General features: G+C 70.3%; 14 protein-coding genes. 6 read left to right on the top strand and 8 right to left on the bottom strand.

Annotation, left to right across the window (positions count from 1 at the left end):
• Positions 1-226: 226 nt before the first annotated feature.
• The 4 genes from CW359_RS05105 to CW359_RS05090 all read right to left on the bottom strand — a co-directional run bounded on the left by CW359_RS05105 (position 227) and on the right by CW359_RS05090 (position 4,369).
• Entirely contained in the window at positions 227-964 is a 738-nt protein-coding gene (locus CW359_RS05105) for a hypothetical protein (RefSeq protein WP_105968538.1), read from the bottom strand.
• A gap of 34 nt (positions 965-998) precedes the next feature.
• Entirely contained in the window at positions 999-1,826 is an 828-nt protein-coding gene (locus tag CW359_RS05100) for an ABC transporter permease (protein WP_105968537.1), read from the bottom strand.
• Positions 1,827-1,962: 136 nt separating this feature from the next.
• A complete protein-coding gene (locus tag CW359_RS05095; protein ID WP_105968536.1) occupies positions 1,963-2,934 on the bottom strand; it encodes an ABC transporter ATP-binding protein in 972 nt (323 codons plus the stop codon).
• Between the two features lie 214 nt (positions 2,935-3,148).
• Positions 3,149-4,369 carry an NYN domain-containing protein gene (locus CW359_RS05090; protein WP_105968547.1) on the bottom strand — a complete coding sequence of 407 codons (1,221 nt, stop codon included), beginning with the start codon at positions 4,367-4,369 and terminating at the stop codon, positions 3,149-3,151.
• Positions 4,370-4,617: 248 nt separating this feature from the next.
• Here CW359_RS05090 and CW359_RS45755 point away from each other — a divergent pair, with 248 nt between their 5' ends.
• Complete coding sequence (locus tag CW359_RS45755) at positions 4,618-4,788, top strand: hypothetical protein (RefSeq protein WP_198655095.1); 171 nt, start codon at positions 4,618-4,620, stop codon at positions 4,786-4,788.
• 71 nt (positions 4,789-4,859) lie between these two features.
• Here CW359_RS45755 and dnaE read toward each other — a convergent pair whose 3' ends face one another.
• The gene (dnaE, locus tag CW359_RS05085) at positions 4,860-8,393 is read right to left on the bottom strand and encodes a DNA polymerase III subunit alpha (RefSeq protein ID WP_105968535.1); all 3,534 of its coding nucleotides are present in this window, start codon (positions 8,391-8,393) and stop codon (positions 4,860-4,862) included.
• 237 nt (positions 8,394-8,630) lie between these two features.
• Here dnaE and CW359_RS05080 point away from each other — a divergent pair, with 237 nt between their 5' ends.
• The 4 genes from CW359_RS05080 to CW359_RS05065 all read left to right on the top strand — a co-directional run bounded on the left by CW359_RS05080 (position 8,631) and on the right by CW359_RS05065 (position 13,486).
• Positions 8,631-9,956, top strand: coding sequence for a DUF2252 domain-containing protein (locus CW359_RS05080; protein WP_105968534.1), 1,326 nt, complete (start codon positions 8,631-8,633; stop codon positions 9,954-9,956).
• A 103-nt stretch (positions 9,957-10,059) separates the two neighbouring features.
• The gene (locus CW359_RS05075; RefSeq protein WP_105968533.1) at positions 10,060-10,743 is read left to right on the top strand and encodes a hypothetical protein; all 684 of its coding nucleotides are present in this window, start codon (positions 10,060-10,062) and stop codon (positions 10,741-10,743) included.
• An 83-nt stretch (positions 10,744-10,826) separates the two neighbouring features.
• On the top strand, positions 10,827-11,675 hold the full coding sequence (locus CW359_RS05070) for a thioredoxin domain-containing protein (protein WP_105968532.1): 849 nt from the start codon (positions 10,827-10,829) through the stop codon (positions 11,673-11,675).
• Positions 11,676-11,812: 137 nt separating this feature from the next.
• Complete coding sequence (locus tag CW359_RS05065; protein WP_105968531.1) at positions 11,813-13,486, top strand: alkaline phosphatase D family protein; 1,674 nt, start codon at positions 11,813-11,815, stop codon at positions 13,484-13,486.
• 25 nt (positions 13,487-13,511) lie between these two features.
• Here the strand turns inward: CW359_RS05065 and CW359_RS05060 are convergent, their stop codons facing one another.
• Positions 13,512-14,081 (bottom strand): dienelactone hydrolase family protein, encoded by a 570-nt coding sequence (locus CW359_RS05060; RefSeq protein WP_105968530.1) that lies wholly within the window; start codon positions 14,079-14,081, stop codon positions 13,512-13,514.
• A 119-nt stretch (positions 14,082-14,200) separates the two neighbouring features.
• Between CW359_RS05060 and CW359_RS05055 the strand changes: the two genes are divergently transcribed.
• Entirely contained in the window at positions 14,201-15,307 is a 1,107-nt protein-coding gene (locus CW359_RS05055) for a mechanosensitive ion channel family protein (protein ID WP_105968529.1), read from the top strand.
• A 105-nt stretch (positions 15,308-15,412) separates the two neighbouring features.
• Here the strand turns inward: CW359_RS05055 and CW359_RS05050 are convergent, their stop codons facing one another.
• Positions 15,413-15,886, bottom strand: a complete 474-nt coding sequence (locus tag CW359_RS05050) for a GNAT family N-acetyltransferase (RefSeq protein WP_105968528.1) — start codon at positions 15,884-15,886, stop codon at positions 15,413-15,415.
• Positions 15,883-16,827, bottom strand: coding sequence for an RluA family pseudouridine synthase (locus tag CW359_RS05045; protein ID WP_105968527.1), 945 nt, complete (start codon positions 16,825-16,827; stop codon positions 15,883-15,885). The genes CW359_RS05050 and CW359_RS05045 overlap by 4 nt, the downstream gene beginning before the upstream one ends.
• Positions 16,828-16,946 lie beyond the last annotated feature (119 nt).

Here is a 16,946-nt window from a genome sequence, read left to right as displayed (position 1 = left end):
GGGGGGGGGGGGGGGGGGGTTCGGCGGGGGGGGGGGGGGGGGGAAAATCGGCCTGGACGGCCTCGTCCTCAAACGCCGGACGGGCTGAGGGTGCCGGCCGGCGCTTGGCATTTCAGCCCGTCCGGCGTTTGAGGACGAGCGCGTTCAGCGCGACTAGCGGGGTTCTGGGGGCGCAGCCCCCAGAAGGATGGGAACGGGTAGGGGCGGCGGGGGCGAGAAAACTCCCCTACACCGGCGGAGCCCCGCCCTCCGCTTCCCGAGGTCCGAACAACCCCGTCAACCCCAGATGCACCACCAGCGCCGACACCGACCACGCCAGCAACGCCCCCTTCGCCCCCAACTTCAACGGCGCCGAGAACGTAACCCCCTTGCCCGCGGACTTCGCCGCGGCGATGACGTCCTGGGCGGGCCCCAGCCACACCCCGAGCCGCCACGCCAGCACCGACCCGAGCAACCCCCCGACCGTCAGCCCCACCACCAGCGGCACACCCCCACGCCGCCGAAAGAGAAACACCCCCAGCGCACTCACCGCGCCCAGCGCCAACGCCAGCAGAGTGAACGTTCCGTCCACCCCGATCGCCTGCTCGCCCTCGCTGTCCTTGACGTACACGACCCAACTGTTGTCGACGACGTCCCCGACCAGCGGCACGCTCGGCGCCAGCCACCACCACAGCAGTCCGAGCAGCGCCCCGCCGAGTGCCACCGCCACCGTCACGACGGCGGCCTCCCGCAGTTCGGTCTTCATGCCGGGGCCGTCCTGTCCGTACGCAGCCGCGAACCCGCCCCCCGCGGCCCCGGACGGCGCGGGCCAGTCCTGCCAGGACCGGCTGTCCGCAGCCGCCTGGAGCGAGGGCTGCTGCTGCAGAGGCTGCTGGGGCTGCGGGGCCCCTTCACGCGCGGCCTCTTCGCGTTCGCGCGAGGGCTCTTGGTGCGGCGGCGGAGGCGGAGTCAGTGGTGCGGTCACCCTGACATCGTGCCAGGCGCGTCTGTGCGGCGCGTCACCGGACGGCCGCCCGGCGGTACGCCCAGGTCGCCACGGCCAGCGAGACCACCCCGACGCCCGCGCACACGGCCAGGTCACCGAAGACGAAGGCCCAGTCGGGGTCGGGCCCGAAGGTACGGGCGAAGGCCTCCACGCCGTACGTCGAGGGCAGCAGATCGCGCGCGAACCGCACCACACCCGGCATCCGGTCGGCCGGCAGCACCCCCAGCAGCAGCGCCGCCGACATGCCCAGCTGCCCGAGCAGCGTGGCCAGTTCGGGCCTCGGCGCGAGCAGCCCGAAGGCGGCGCCGAGTCCGGCGAGCGCGGCCCCGGCGAGCGGGATGACCAGGGCGAGCACCCACAGGTGCGCCAGCGGCAGCCCGTACAGCAGGCAGCCGAACACCGCCGTCACGAGGGTTCCCGGGACGGTGAAGGACGCGTACGCCCCTGCCGCGCCCAGCACCACGGCGGCGGGCGGCACCGGCAGCGTGGCGTAGTGGTCGAGCCCGCCACTGGCCCGCAGCTGCCCGAAGTACTGAGCGAGCAGGTTCAAGGCGACAAAAGCAACAACCAATACCGAAGCCCCGGCCACCACGGCCCGGGCCTCCCCGCCCCCGTCCACGACCCCCCGCATCAGGATCATGATCCCGACGGACTGGAAGGTCGCCACGAACAGCAGCGGGATCCGCGCGACCCGGGCCCGGGACAGCTGGGCCCGGTACACCGCGACCAGCGCGGGCCACAGCCGGGCACGTGGTCCCAGCTCGGCCGACGCGCGGCGCGCGGGCGCCTTCTCCAGGGCCCGTGCGCTGCTCGGCAGCACCTCTGCGGGTACGACACTCACGTCGAGCTGCTCCTCTTCGTCCCGGTCACGACAGCCGCCCTTTCCCCCGCCGGCACCCGCACCCGTGCCCTTTCTGGCATCCGTACGCATACACGTACGGATCGGAAGCCCCCGGCACTCACACCGGCCGTCCCCGTCATGCCTTCACCAGCCCCGTCACGTTCCCCCCGAGCGCCAGATACACGTCCTCCAGACTCGGCGTGGCCAGCGTGAAGTCGTCCAGCGCGGTGAACGCCGCCCCGCCGGTGACGGTGGCGACGGCCGCGCGGGCCTCCTCGGGGGCCAGCCGGAGCGTCCACTTGCGTCCGGACTCGACGGCCCGGTCGCGCAGCGCGGCGACCTCGGGGACGTGCAGCGGCGCGGACTCCCGCCAGACCAGCTCGACCCGCACCTCGCCCGCCACCTGCTCCTTCAGCCCGGCGGGGGTGTCGCAGGCGATCACCCGTCCCCGGTCGAGGACGGCGACCCGGTCCAGGACCGTCTCGGCCTCGATCACGTTGTGGGTGACCAGCAGCACCGTCGTACCGCGCTCCGCGCGTCGCCGGTCGACCGCCGACCACACCGCGCGCCGGGCCACCGGGTCCATGCCGGTGGTCGGCTCGTCGAGGACGAGCAGCGGCCGTTCCCCGACCAGCGCGGTGGCGAAGCAGGCGAGGCGGCGCTGGCCGCCGGAGAGCTTGCGGATGGGCCGGGAGGCCAGCGCGGTGAGCCCCAACTCCTCCAGGACGGCGTCCCGCTCGGCGCGCGCCCGCCGTACCTCAAGGCCGCGCAGCCGTGCGGTGGTCTCGGCGGCGAGCGAGACGGTGAGTTCGTCGAGGGCGCTGGACTCCTGGCCGAGGTAGGCGAGGATGCGGGCGGCCCGCTCGGGGTGGCAGACGATGTCGTGGCCCAGAATCTCGACGCTGCCCCGGTCGGGACGCATCAGGCCGGTGAGCTGCCGGACGAGGGTCGACTTGCCGGCGCCGTTGGGCCCGAGCAGTCCGAAGATCTCACCGCGCCGGATGTCCAGATCGACGCCGTCGGTGGCCTTCACCTCGGGTGTTCCTGGCGAACCGCGCCGACCGCGCACCGCGGAGTAGGTCTTGCTGAGATCGCGCACCGCGCACACGACATCGTCACCGTGTCGGGCTGCGTGTGCCGTGCGCGTACTCACGCAAGCGAGAGTACGGGGTGCCCGACTCCGCCTGAAATCCAACCCCCGGTCACAGGGCCCGAGGGGCCTGTCGTTTGGATCACGCCTGGGCCACGGGGTGTGGCACGCACACCGGCACACGACAGCACCGCCGATCGAAGCCGACGTGATCCAAACGACAGGCCCCGGCTCACTCCGCGGCGGGCGCGTGCTCCGCGGCCGTACGGACGTCGATCTCGCGCCAGAACCCGGCCCTGATCGCGTACCGGTCGTGCTCGTCGATCTGGTCGTCCTTGTGGGCGAGCAGGCCGAAGCGGGCGGCGTAGCGCAGCAGCTCGCCGTCGATGCGGTGCGGGATGCGGGGGTACATGGTGGAGAGTTTCTGCAGGTTGGCGGGTTCGGGGAGGCGTTCCATCCAGCGGCGTGCGAACACCTGTCCGACCTCGTACGGATCTCCGCCGACCGTCGTGATGTCCTCCTCGCGGTCCGCCCAGCGCTGCTCGGCCGAGGTGAGCTGGGCCAGCGTCGGCATGGCGGCGACCTCGGGCGGCTCGGCGGCCACGCCGGGGCGGTCGACCCAGCCCTTGTCGGAGGACCAGCGCAGGGTCGCGCTCGCGGGCTGCTGGACGGGCTGGGCGCCGGGGGCCTTCAGCGCGGCCAGGTCCTTGGGGGTCGGTACGCCCTTGGCGGCGGGCACACGCTCCTGCGCGCCGTTCTGCGCGGCGGGCGCCTGCGCGTGCTCCTGCTGCTCGTCGGCGGCCCGCTCGGCGGCCTGCGCGTGCGTCGGCTCGGGCAGCGGCGCGGACAGGATCGCGGCGATCTCCGGCCGGGGCACGGGCTGCGGCGCGCAGACCCCGCCGAGATCCTTGGCCCGTACGGCCTTGGTGATCCACGCCCGGTCGAGGACGCGCCGCTCGTCGGCCTCCGCGACCAGGTCCTCCGACTGGTTGTAGTCGCCGTCGGCGGCCTGCACGGCCCACAGGTGTACGGCGACTCCGTGCTCCTTGGCGGCCATCATGCCCGGCAGCAGGTCGCCGTCGCCGGTGACGAGGACGATGTCGGAGCAGGCGCGGTTGCGGGCCAGCTCGGTCAGCTCGGCGTGCATGGCGGCGTCGACGCCCTTCTGGGCCCATCGTCCGTCGCTGCGGGTCAGGGCGCCGAGCCGGACGGTGACACGGGGCATCACGCGCAGCCGGCGGTGCTCGGGCTGCGGAACCCGGTCGGGGGCGCCGTCGAACCAGTAGATGCGCAGCAGGGGGCGTTCGGTGTCCGACTCGGCGCGTTCGCGGAGGCCCTGGATGAGGGCGGTGTGATCGACGGTGATGCGGGACCGCGAGGGCTCTCCGGCGAGGAGACTCGCCGCGGCCCCGAGCAGATACCCGGCATCCACCAGGACGATGCAGCGGTCCACGCGTTCCACCCTCTTTCCGGGAGGTTTGCTTCGGGCTTCCTTCGAGTCTGCCCGACCGCGCGGAGGTTAACGGCCCGAACTCGATCTTCGGCGTGGCGTTTCGGCCGCCGATCGGCCGCCGACGGAGCGTTCCACCGCACGACAAGACCTTATTACGCAGGGTAATTCTCCGACATGCACGCTTTGTCGGGGCGTGTGAGTCTGAAGGCGGCTCTGGTCCCTAGATCCCCCTCAGGAGGCAGATCACCATGGCCAAGAACAAGAAGCAGAGTCGCCAGCAGCAGGGTTCCCAGGCCGAGCGCGGTGCCGAGCAGGCGAAGTCCTCCTCGATGGAGTCGCAGGCCGAGCAGCGCGCCACCCAGGTGACTCCCGGTGACATGGCGCGCAAGGGCCGGCAGAAGCGCTTCGGCCACAACTGAACCATTGTTGAAGCTCAAGCACCGCGAGGGGCGCACCCGTTGAGGGTGCGCCCCTCGCGCACGTCAGTTGATCAACCGGCCAGGCAGGACGGGCCGAGCAGCACCTTCAGGTCGCCGAAGAGCGCCGGGTCGGGCTTCACGCGGTGCCGGTCGAGCCGCAGCACTGTCGTCTTGCTCGGTCCCTGGAGTCTGATGCGGACCTCGCTCTCGCCCTTGTGGTGGCTGAGGATCTCGCCGAGCCTGCTGATCATCGGCGGGGTGATCTTCAGGGCGGGGATGGTGAGGATCACGGGGGCGTTGGTGCCCGCGTTGGACAGGTCGGGGACCTGGAGTTCCATCGCGACCAGCCGGGGCACGTCCTCGCGCTTGTCGAGGCGGCCCTTGACGAACACGACGGCGTCCTCGACGAGTTGGGTCGACACCAGCTGGTAGGTGGCCGGGAAGAACATGCACTCGATGGAACCGGCGAGGTCCTCGACGGTGGCGATGGCCCAGGCGTTGCCCTGCTTGGTCATCTTGCGCTGGAGGCCGGAGATGATGCCGCCGATGGTGACGACCGCGCCGTCCGCGTGCTCACCTCCGGTGAGCTGGGAGATACCCGCGTCGGCCTTGTCGGAGAGGACGTGCTCAAGCCCGAAGAGGGGGTGGTCGGAGACGTACAGACCGAGCATCTCCCGCTCCTGGGCGAGCAGATAGCCCTTCTCCCACTCGTCGGTGGTGAACTCCACGTCGAGCCCGAAGCCGGGCTCGCTGCTCTCCTCGCCGCCCCCGAAGAGGTCGAACTGGCCCTCGGCCTCCTTCCGCTTCACCGCGACCACGTTGTCGATCATCGTGTCGAAGTGCGCGGTGAGGCCCTTGCGGGTGTGCCCCATGGTGTCGAAGGCGCCGGCCTTGATCAGCGATTCCGTGGTCCGCTTGTTGCACGCGACCGCCTCGACCTTGTCGAGGTAGTCGGGGAAGGAGCCGTACTTCCCCTTGGCGTTACGGCTCCTGATGATCGACTCGACCACGTTCGTACCGACGTTGCGCACCGCTTCGAGGCCGAAGAGGATCACGTCGTCGCCCTGCGCGGCGAAGTTGTGCACCGACTCGTTGACGTTGGGCGGGAGCACCTTGATCTTCATGCGCCGGCACTCGTTGAGATAGATCGCGGACTTGTCCTTGTCGTCCTTGACCGAGGTGAGCAGTCCGGCCATGTATTCGGCCGGGAAGTTGGCCTTGAGGTAGGCGGTCCAGTAGGAGACCAGTCCGTACGCGGCCGAGTGGGCCTTGTTGAAGGCGTAGCCCGCGAAGGGGACCAGGACGTCCCACAGGCCCTGGATCGCCTCGTCGCTGTAGCCGTTCTTCTTGGCGCCGGCCTGGAAGATGGTGAAGTTCTTGGCCAGTTCGTCGGGCTTCTTCTTGCCCATCACGCGGCGCAGGATGTCGGCCTCGCCGAGGGAGTAACCGGCGATGATCTGGGCGGCCTTCTGCACCTGCTCCTGATAGACGATCAGCCCGTAGGTGACCGCGAGGACCTCCTCCAGAGGCGCCTCCAGCTCCTTGTGGATCGGGGTGATCTCCTGGAGCTTGTTCTTGCGCAGGGCGTAGTTGGTGTGCGAGTCCATGCCCATCGGGCCGGGACGGTAGAGCGCGGAGACGGCGGAGATGTCCTCGAAGTTGTCGGGCTTCATCAGGCGCAGCAGGGAGCGCATGGGTCCGCCGTCGAACTGGAAGACGCCCAGGGTGTCGCCGCGCTGGAGCAGTTCGAAGGTGGCCGGGTCGTCGAGCGGGAGGGCGAGGAGGTCGAGGTCGATCCCCTTGTTGGCCTTCACCATCTTGACGGCGTCGTCCATGATCGTGAGGTTGCGCAGGCCCAGGAAGTCCATCTTGAGCAGGCCGAGCGACTCGCACTGCGGGTAGTCCCACTGTGTGATGGTCACACCGTCGGTGTGCCGCACCCAGATCGGCGCGTGGTCGACGATGGGCTCGCTGGACATGATGACGCCGGCCGCGTGCACGCCCATCTGCCGGACCAGGCCCTCGACGCCCTTGGCGGTGTCGATGACCTTCTTCACGTCGGGCTCGTTCTCGTACATCGACCGGATCTCGCCGGCCTCGCTGTAGCGCGGGTGCGAGGGGTCGGTGATGCCGTTGAGGTCGATGCCCTTGCCGAGGACGTCCGCGGGCATGGCCTTGGTGAGGCGGTCGCCCATCGCGTACGGATAACCCAGCACGCGCGCGGAGTCCTTGATGGCGTTCTTCGCCTTGATCTTGCCGTAGGTGCCGATCATGGCGACCTTGTCGGCGCCGTACTTCTCCGTCACGTACCTGATGACCTCGACGCGCCGACGTTCGTCGAAGTCGATGTCGACGTCGGGCATGGAAACACGCTCGGGGTTGAGGAACCGCTCGAAGATCAGGCCGTGCGGGATCGGGTCGAGGTCGGTGATCCCCATGGCGTACGCGACGATCGAACCGGCGGCGGAGCCACGGCCGGGGCCGACCGCGATGCCCTGCTTCTTGGCCCACATGATGAAGTCGGCGACGACGAGGAAGTACCCCGGGAACCCCATCTGGATGATGACGTCCATCTCGTACTCGGCCTGCTTCTGGCGGTCGTCGGGGACGTTGCCGTTGAAACGGCGGTTCATCCCGAGCCGGACCTCCTCCTGGAACCAGGTGACCTCGGTGAAGCCGTCCGGGATGTCGAACTTCGGCATGAGGTTCTTGGCCTCGAACATGCCGGAGGTGTCGATCTGTTCGGCGACCAGGAGGGTGTTGGCGCAGCCCTCCTGCCAGGCGTCCGAGGAGTCGATGGCGTACATCTCGTCGGTGGACTTCAGGTAGTAGCCGGTGCCGTCGAACTTGAAGCGGTCCGGGTCGGAGATGTTCTTGCCGGTCTGGATGCACAGCAGGGCGTCGTGCGCGGTCGACTCGTGCGCGTACGTGTAGTGCGAGTCGTTCGTCACCAGGGGCGGGATGCCGAGTTTCTTGCCGATCTCCAGGAGGCCGTCACGGACCCGGCTCTCGATCTCGATGCCGTGGTCCATAAGTTCCAGGAAGTAGCGGTCCTTGCCGAAGATGTCCTGGTACTCGGCGGCGGCCTTGAGCGCCTCCTCCTTCTGGCCGAGGCGCAGTCGGGTCTGGAGCTCTCCCGAGGGGCAGCCGGTGGAGGCGATGAGCCCCTCGGACCACTGGGAGATGGTCTCCTTGTCCATGCGGGGCCACTTCTGCAGCCAGCCCTCCGCGTACGCGTCCGAGGACAGCCGGAAGAGGTTGTGCAGGCCCGTCGCGTTGGCCGCCCAGATCGTCTTGTGGGTGTAACCGCCGGAACCGGACACGTCGTCGCGCTTCTGGTGCGGCTGGCCCCACTGGATCTTCCGCTTGTTGCGCCGCGACTCGGGCGCCACATACGCCTCGATGCCGATGATCGGCGTGACCCCCGCCTTCTTGGCGGTGTGGAAGAAGTCGTACGCCCCGTGGAGGTTGCCGTGGTCGGACATGGCGATGTGGGTCATGCCCATCTCGTTGCACGCCTCGAACATGTCCTTGAGCCGCGCGGCACCGTCCAGCAGCGAGTACTGGGTGTGGACGTGCAGGTGCGTGAACGGCGGCTTTGACACGGCGTGGCCTCCATGGAAAACGCTCGGCGACAGGCTGCGGGCAGTCTGGGGGGACAGCGACGAAGTCTAAGCCTCGGCACTGACAGCGGGAGGCCTCTCCCCCGTACCTTCGTGGGTGGGTCGCGGGCACTCCGGCGTACCTTCGAACGTTGGAGGGGGCACGGAGTCGTCCGTCCCGCCGGGCGGCCAGCCCGGCCCCATTCGTCATGCACCACCTGCACCAGGAGGCACCAAGCGATGTCGGTCCCGCAGCTCAGCGCCGAGCACCGCGGCGAGGAGATCCTCGCCGTCTTCGACACCGCCTTCGGCGAGCTCCTGGCCGCCGACCCGGCCGCGTTCCGGGTGAAGTTCCGCAAGATGGCGGCTTCGGCGTTCGCGTTCTACCGGGGCACGGCTGCGCTCTTCTACCACGACCTGGACGAAGAGAAGCGGGGCGGTCCTTACCTGGACGACCGCACCGCGCGCGTGTGGATCCACGGCGACCTGCACGCGGAGAACTTCGGCACGTACATGGACTCCCAGGGCCGGCTGATCTTCAACGTCAACGACTTCGACGAGGCGTACGTCGGCCCCTTCACCTGGGACCTCAAGCGCCTCGCCGCCTCCCTGGCCCTCATCGGGTACGCGAAGGCCCTCTCCGACGAGCAGATCAGCCACCTCGTGCGGACCTACGCGGGCGCGTACCGCGAGCGGATCCACGCCCTGGCGACCGGAGCGAAGAGCGACGAGGTGCCGCCGTTCACGCTGGACACCGCCGAGGGACCGCTGCTGGACGCGCTGCGCGACGCGCGCTCGCTGACCCGGTTCGGGCTGCTCGACTCGATGACGGAGATCCGTGACTTCGAGCGCCGCTTCGCGCCGGGCGGCGGCTCCATCGAGCTGGACGCGGCCACGCGTTACAAGGTGCTGGCGGCCTTCGACGGCTACCTGGAGACGCTCCCGGAGTCGTCCCTGACCCGCCCGGACTCGTACCGGGTCAAGGACGTCGTCGGCAGGCGCGGCATCGGTATCGGCTCGGCCGGGCTGCCCTCGTACAACATCCTGCTGGAGGGCGCGACGGACGCCCTGGAGAACGATGTGGTGATCTACATCAAGCAGGCCCAGACCCCGGCCGTCTCCCGGCACATCACCGACCAGGCGATCCGTGGCTACTTCCAGCACGAGGGCCACCGCACGGTGATCTCGCAGCGCGCCCTCCAGGACCACGCCGACCCGTGGCTGGGCTGGACCGAGCTGGACGGCCGGGGACAGCTGGTCGCCGAGGTGTCGCCGTACGCCGTGGACCTGGACTGGGGTGACATCGACGACACCGAGGAGATCGCGGCCGTGGTCGCCGACCTGGGCCGGGCGACGGCCACGATGCACGCGGCGGCGGACGACCAGTCCGGCGAGTCCCTGGTGCCGTTCTCCACGGAGCGGGCCATCGACGCGGCCATCGCGGCCGACGAGGCGGGCTTCGCGGACGTCCTGGTGGACTTCGCCCACGAGTACGGCGCACGCGCGCGTACCGACCACCAGATCTTCGTGGACCTGTTCCGCAACGGCCGGATCCCGGGCCTCTAGCCCGGCCCCCGGAGGCCCCTTCCTGCCCCCTGTGGAGCGTGCACGACCTCACAGGGACCTTTTAGGGGCCTCTTACGGGAGTCCGTGTCAGACTGCCCCCGCCATGGCCATATCCGGGACCCACCTCAGAGCCGTACGCGCGGCACTGTTCACGGCACTCGTCGTGACGCTCAGCAGCGCGTCGCACGTGCTGCTGTCCCGGGTCCCGCTGCCGATGGGGACGGTGGCCGTGATCGCCGCCGCCGTCTTCGTCGTCGCGTACCTGCTGGCCGGCCGGGAGCGCGGCTTCGGCCGGATCGCCGCCCTGCTGATCCCGCTGGAGCTGGCCGCCGACACGGTCTTCACCACCGGCCAGACGGTGTGTTACGGCCGGGCGGGCGGCCCGGTCGCCGGCCCGCTGCGCTCGGTCGGCTTCGACGTGCTGTGCGCCGGCGACAACGTCGGCACCCCGCTGGCCCGGGTGGCCGACACCGACCGGGTCTCGGCGCTGCTCGCCCACGCGAGCCCGTCGACGGCCTGGCTGCTGCTGGCCGCGCACGTCGGCGTCGGCCTGCTGGCCGCGGCCTGGCTGCGCCGGGGCGAGCGGGCCCTGGCCCAGCTCCTCGACGCGCTCGCCGCCTCCACCTTCCGCCCCCTGCTGCTGGCCGTCGCCGCGGTGGCCGTCCGGACCGTCCCGGCGGTCCGCAGGCTGCCGCGACCGGCCCAGCGCGTGGCCGCCCCCCGCACGCGTCTGCTCGTGCACTCCCTGGGACTCCGAGGACCGCCGAGGCCGTTCGCCTCCGCCTGAAGTCCTCGCACGAGTCCTCATATTCGTATCCGCGTACGACGCCCACCTGTCGCGCGTACGCGTTCCCCAGGGAGAACACCAGCATGAGCAAGCGGAACAGTCAGGCCTCCAAGAACGCGGCACGTGAGCGGCTGCGCGAGGAGCGCGAGCGCCAGGCCAAGCGCGCCAAGGTCAGGCGGCAGCTCGTCGTGGCCGGCGCCGTCGTCGGCGTCCTCGCGATAGCCGGCGGCATCGGCTACGCGGTCGTCCAGGGCAACAAGCCGGGCTACTGGGACGAGGCGAAGGACGCGAAGGTCGTCGCCCCGGCCAACACCACGGGCACGAACGGCACGACGGTGATCCTGGGCAAGAGCACCGCGAAGAAGACCCTCAAGCTGTACGAGGACCCGCGCTGCCCGATCTGCGCCCAGTTCGAGGAGACGGTCGGCCCGACCCTCAAGGCGGACTTCGACGCGGGCAAGTTCAAGATCCAGTACATCGGCGGCACCTTCCTCGACGGCGACACCGACAGCGACGGCAAGATCGAGATCGGTTCGCGCGGCGAGGGCTCCAAGAACGCGATGAGCGCCATGGGCGCCGCGCTGAACGTGAGCCCGGAGGCGTTCCTGGAGTACAAGACCGCGCTCTACTCGACGAAGTACCACCCCGACGAGAGCGACGACAAGTTCAAGAGCGACGACTACCTGATCAAGGTGGCGGACACGATCCCCGCGCTGAAGAACAACAAGGCGTTCCAGGCCGCCGTGAAGGACGGCAAGTACGACGCCTGGGCGCTGGCGATGTCCCAGACGTTCAACACCAACAAGGACGGCGTGAACGGCACGCCGAGCCTGGTGATGGACGGCAAGAAGCTCACGGCCCCGAACAGCGAGAACGCGCCCATGACGGTCGCCGACTTCACCACGGCGATCACGGCGGCGCTGAAGGCCTGAGCAGCGGGTTCCGGGGCGGGCGGAGCGGCTGCCGTACGGTCCGCCGCCCGGCCCCGGTGGACGATCAGCCGAAGAGCGGGCGAACTTTTGCCGTTTCGCCCGCTCCACTGCCCTACTGATCAGTAATCTCAGCGCCCGTGACGAGCCGAAGAAGTTCCTCCGAGTCCACGGGCGCCCGGGTCAACTCCCTCGCCCCACGCCGTCGTACGGTCGTCAAGGCCGCCGCGGCCACCGCCGTACTGGTCGGCCCACTGGCCGCCGCGCAGCCCGCCGGCGCCGCCGCCGAGGCCCCCGCCTTCCTGCACGGCGTCGCCTCCGGCGATCCGCTGCCGGACGGCGTCCTGCTGTGGACGCGGGTGACGCCCACCGCCGAGGCGACCCCCGGTTCCGGGCTCGGTCCCGACACGGAGGTGAGCTGGAGCGTCGCCCTCGACAAGGCGTTCACGAACATCGTGTCCAAGGGCTCGACCACCGCCACGGCCGGCACCGACCACACCGTCAAGGCGGACATCCGGGGCCTCGCGCCCGCCACCGACTACTGGTTCCGCTTCTCGGCGGGCGGCACGGACTCCCCCGCCGCCCGCACCCGCACGGCGCCCGCGGCGGACGCGGCCGTGGCGGGCCTCCGCTTCGGCGTGGTCTCCTGCGCCAACTGGGAGGCCGGCTACTTCTCCTCGTACCGCCATCTCGCGGCGCGCGGCGACCTGGACGCCTGGCTGCACCTGGGCGACTACATCTACGAGTACGGCACCGGCGAGTACGGCACCCGCGACACCGTCGTACGCCCGCACGCCCCCACGCACGAGATCATCACCCTCGCCGACTACCGCGAACGGCACGGCCGTTACAAGACCGACGCCGACCTCCAGGCCCTGCACGCGGCGGCCCCGGTCGTCGCGATCTGGGACGACCACGAGTTCGCCAACGACGCCTGGTCGGGCGGCGCCGAGAACCACACCGAGGGCACGGAGGGCACCTGGACGGCCCGGCAGGCCGTCGCGAAGCAGGCGTACTTCGAGTGGATGCCGGTCCGCCCGGCGATCACCGGCACGACCTACCGCCGCCTCCGCTTCGGCAAGCTCGCCGACCTCTCCCTCCTCGACCTGCGCTCCTTCCGCTCCCAGCAGGTGGCCGTGGGCAACGGCTCGGTCGACGACCCGGAGCGTACGATCACCGGCCGGGCCCAGCTGGACTGGCTGAAGGCGGGACTGAAGGCGAGCGACACCACCTGGCGGCTGGTCGGGAACTCGGTGATGATCTCGCCGTTCGCCATCGGCTCCCTCACCGCCGACCTCCTGAAACCGCTCGCCGAGCTGCTCGGCCTGCCCAAGGAGGGCCTCGCCCTCAACACCGACCAGTGGGACGGCTACACGGACGACCGCCGTGAACTCCTCGCCCACCTGCGCTCGAACGCGATCCGCAACACCGTCTTCCTGACCGGCGACATCCACATGGCCTGGGCCAACGACGTGCCCGTGGACGCCGGCACCTATCCGCTGTCCGCCTCCGCCGCCACGGAGTTCGTGGTCACGTCGGTCACCTCCGACAACCTCGACGACCTCCTCAAGGTCCCCGAGGGCACCGTGACCGCGCTCGCCGCGCCGATCATCCGCGCGGCCAACCGGCACGTCCAGTGGGTCGACACCGACCGCCACGGCTACGGCGTACTGGACATCACGGCCGACCGGGCGCAGATGGACTACTACGTGCTGTCCGACCGCACGAAGGCGAACGCGACCTCGACCTGGTGGCGCTCATACCGCACCCCCAGCGGCACGCAGAAGGTGCAACGGACGTACGACCCGGTCTAGCCGCCCCACGGGCCCTTACCGGCCCCTACAGGCTGTCGAGGAAGCCGAGGGCCACCCGCCAGGTGGCCTCGGCCGCCTCCTCGTCGTAGTCCGGCAGGCCGGGGTCGGTGTAGAGGTGACCGGCCCCGCGGTACCGGTAGATCTCCACGTCGGCGCCCGCCTTGCCCATCTGGAGATACCAGGAACTCAGCCAGTCGTCGGGCTCGAAGGCGTCCGGCTCGGCCACGTGCAGCTGGACCGGCAGTTCGTCCACCGACGCGGTCTCGGCGATGTCCGACGTGCCGTGCAGCAGCAACAGCCCGCGTGCCTTCTCGTCGCCGAGCGCGAGCGTCTGCGCGGTCGCGGCGCCGAGGGAGAACCCGGCGTACACCAGTCCCCGCCCCGAGTAGGGCGCGGCGGCCAGGATGGCCCGCTTGAGCAGCTCGTCCTTGCCTATGGCGTCCTTGTGGTTGCGGCCCTCCTCGACGCTCTCGAAGGTGTGCCCGTCGAACAGGTCGGGGGTCCACACCTCGTGTCCGGCCGCGCGCAGCCGGTCCGCGGCGGCGTGCACGGCGGGGCGGAGACCGTAGGTCGAGTGGAAGAGCATGACGTTCATGGGGACATCGTGCCAGCCACCACTGACAACGCCCCAAGTCGCCCGGGAACGACCGGGCCGCACGGCGGCCGACGAAGTCACATGTTCATGACCCCCCATCTCCGGTTACGTTCTCCGGCATGGAGAACGTACTGCGCCCGCTGATCGTCGTCGGTGGCTCGGTCGTGCTCACGCTGCTCATCGGCTGGGCCACGGACCGCTTGCTGCGGAAGGCGGACGAACGGCAGACCGAGACGCCCCTGTGGGGCCTACTGCGCCAGGGCCGTGTGCCCTATCAACTCGTCCTGTGCGCGGCGCTGCTCAGAGGCTCCTACGACCAGGCCGATCTGCTGCGGGAGCAGCGGGTCGCCGTCGGCCGGATCCTGACGCTGGTGCTGATCGGCGCGACGGCCTGGCTGATCGTGCGTATCGCGGTGGCGATCGTGGACACCTCGTACTCGCGCTACGCCCGCGCCCACCGCGACCCGGCCCGGGTCCGCCGGGTCCGTACGCAGGTGTCGCTGATCCAGCGGGTGGTCGCGGCGGTCGTGGGTGTCGTGGCGGTGGCAGCGATGCTGCTGACCTTTCCGGCGATGCGCGCGGCCGGTGCCTCGCTGCTGGCCTCGGCCGGGGTGCTGGGCATCGTCGCCGGTGTGGCGGCCCAGTCGACGCTGGCCAACATGTTCGCGGGGTTCCAGATCGCCTTCGGCGACATGGTGCGCATGGGCGACACGGTTGTGGTGGACGGCGAGTGGGGCACGGTCGACGAGATCACGCTGACGTTCCTGTCGGTGCGCACCTGGGACGAGCGCCGGATCACGATGCCGGTGTCCTACTTCACGTCGAAGCCCTTCGAGAACTGGTCGCGGGGCGGCGCCCAGATGACCGGCATCGTCTACTGGCACCTCGACCACACCGCGCCCCTGGAGGCGATGCGCGAGAAGCTCCGTGACCTGCTGCGCGACTGCCCGGCCTGGGACGGCCGCGCCTGCGACCTGTGTGTCACGGACGCCACCCCGAGCACCATCGAGGTACGCGCGCTGGTGACGGCGAAGGACGCGGACGACGTCTGGAAGGTCCGGGTCCAGATCCGCGAGGGCATGATCCGCTGGCTGACCGAACACCACCCGTACGCCCTCCCCCGGGTGAACACGGCGGACGCGGCCCTACCCCCGGGCACGGAGGAACCACCCACCCGGCAGCCCCGAAGGGCCCACGAGCCGCCGAGGACGGCAGGCAGAACGTAAAAAACGCACGACCGAACAGCCGCCAACGAGCGGAACCCCCCACAGGAGACCCTGACGAATCACCAGGAGACTGGAAACGGGCGGTGCGCGGGCGGGAGAAAAAACCTAAAGAGAGCGCCGCATCGCAAGATGCGCGATACCGGCCTCGTAGAACTCGCCCCCGTACCCCACATACCCGAGCCGCTCGTAGAACCCCAGCGCCGAGGTCTGCGCATGCAGATCGACGGCGGCAAGCCCCAACTCCCGGGCCGCCTCCTCGATGCCCCGCACGAGCGCGACCCCGACACCGAGCCCTCGCGCTTCCTTCCGCACGGCGAGCCGCCCCAGCGACCCGACGGTCAGGTCACCCCCGGTCCGCCCGACCGCGGCCTCCCCGGAAAGCAACCGCCCCGTACCGAGCGCCACCCCGTCCTCCCGGACGGCCAGCACATGCAGCGCACCGGCGTCGTACTCGTCGTACTCCAGGTCCTCCGGCACCCGCTGCTCCACGACGAAGACCTCCTTGCGCACCGCGAAGCATGCCTCGCGGTCGGCGGGGTCCTCGGCGACACGCACGGCGTACGGCGTCGGCGGGCTCATGCGTAGGTCTCCTCGCGCACCTTCGCCAGGGCGTCGGCGAGGTCGTCCGGGTAGACGCTCGCGAACTCGGCCCAGGTGCCGTCGCCCGGGTGCTCGAAGCCGAGCCGCACGGCGTGCAGCCACTGGCGGGTCAGGCCGAGCCGCTTGGCGAGCGTCGGGTCGGCCCCGTACGTCAGGTCGCCGACGCAGGGGTGCCGGTGGGCGGCCATGTGGACGCGGATCTGGTGGGTGCGGCCGGTCTCCAGCTTCACGTCGAGCAGGGAGGCCGAGCGGAACGCCTCGATGAGGTCGTAGTGCGTGACGGACGGCTTGCCCTCGGCGGTGACCGCCCACTTGTAGTCGTGGTTGGGGTGCCGGCCGATGGGCGCGTCGATCGTGCCGCTCATCGGGTCGGGGTGGCCCTGGACGAGCGTGTGGTAGCGCTTGTCGACCGTGCGCTCCTTGAACTGGCGCTTCAGTGACGTGTACGCGCGCTCCGACTTGGCGACCACCATCAGCCCCGAGGTGCCGACGTCGAGCCGGTGCACGATGCCCTGGCGCTCGGCGGCACCGGAGGTGGAGATGCGGTAGCCGGCGGCGGCGAGCCCGCCGATGACGGTCGTGCCGGTCCAGCCGGGCGACGGGTGCGCGGCCACGCCGACGGGCTTGACGATCACGACGATGTCGTCGTCGTCGTGCACGATCTCCATGCCCTCGACCGGCTCGGCGACGATCTGCACGGGCGCGGGTGCCTGCGGCATCTCCACTTCGAGCCAGGCACCGCCGTGCACCCGCTCGGACTTCCCGACCACCGATCCGTCGACCATGACCTTCCCCGCGGCGGCCAGCTCGGCCGCCTTGGTACGGGAGAAGCCGAACATACGGGAGATGGCGGCGTCGACACGCTCGCCCTCCAGGCCGTCGGGCACGGGCAGGTTACGGATCTCGGGAACGGTGCTCACCCGTCGAGTATGCCGGACGGGCCCGGCACCCCCGACCGGGCCTGTGGACAAACCCTCACCCGGTAAGACAGTCCTACGACCTTCAGCCCTTGCGGCCCTTCGGTCCTTCTCAGCCCTTC

The organism is Streptomyces geranii (assembly GCF_002954775.1).
GTDB lineage: Bacteria > Actinomycetota > Actinomycetes > Streptomycetales > Streptomycetaceae > Streptomyces > Streptomyces geranii.
This window is presented reverse-complemented; position numbering and strand designations above follow the sequence as displayed.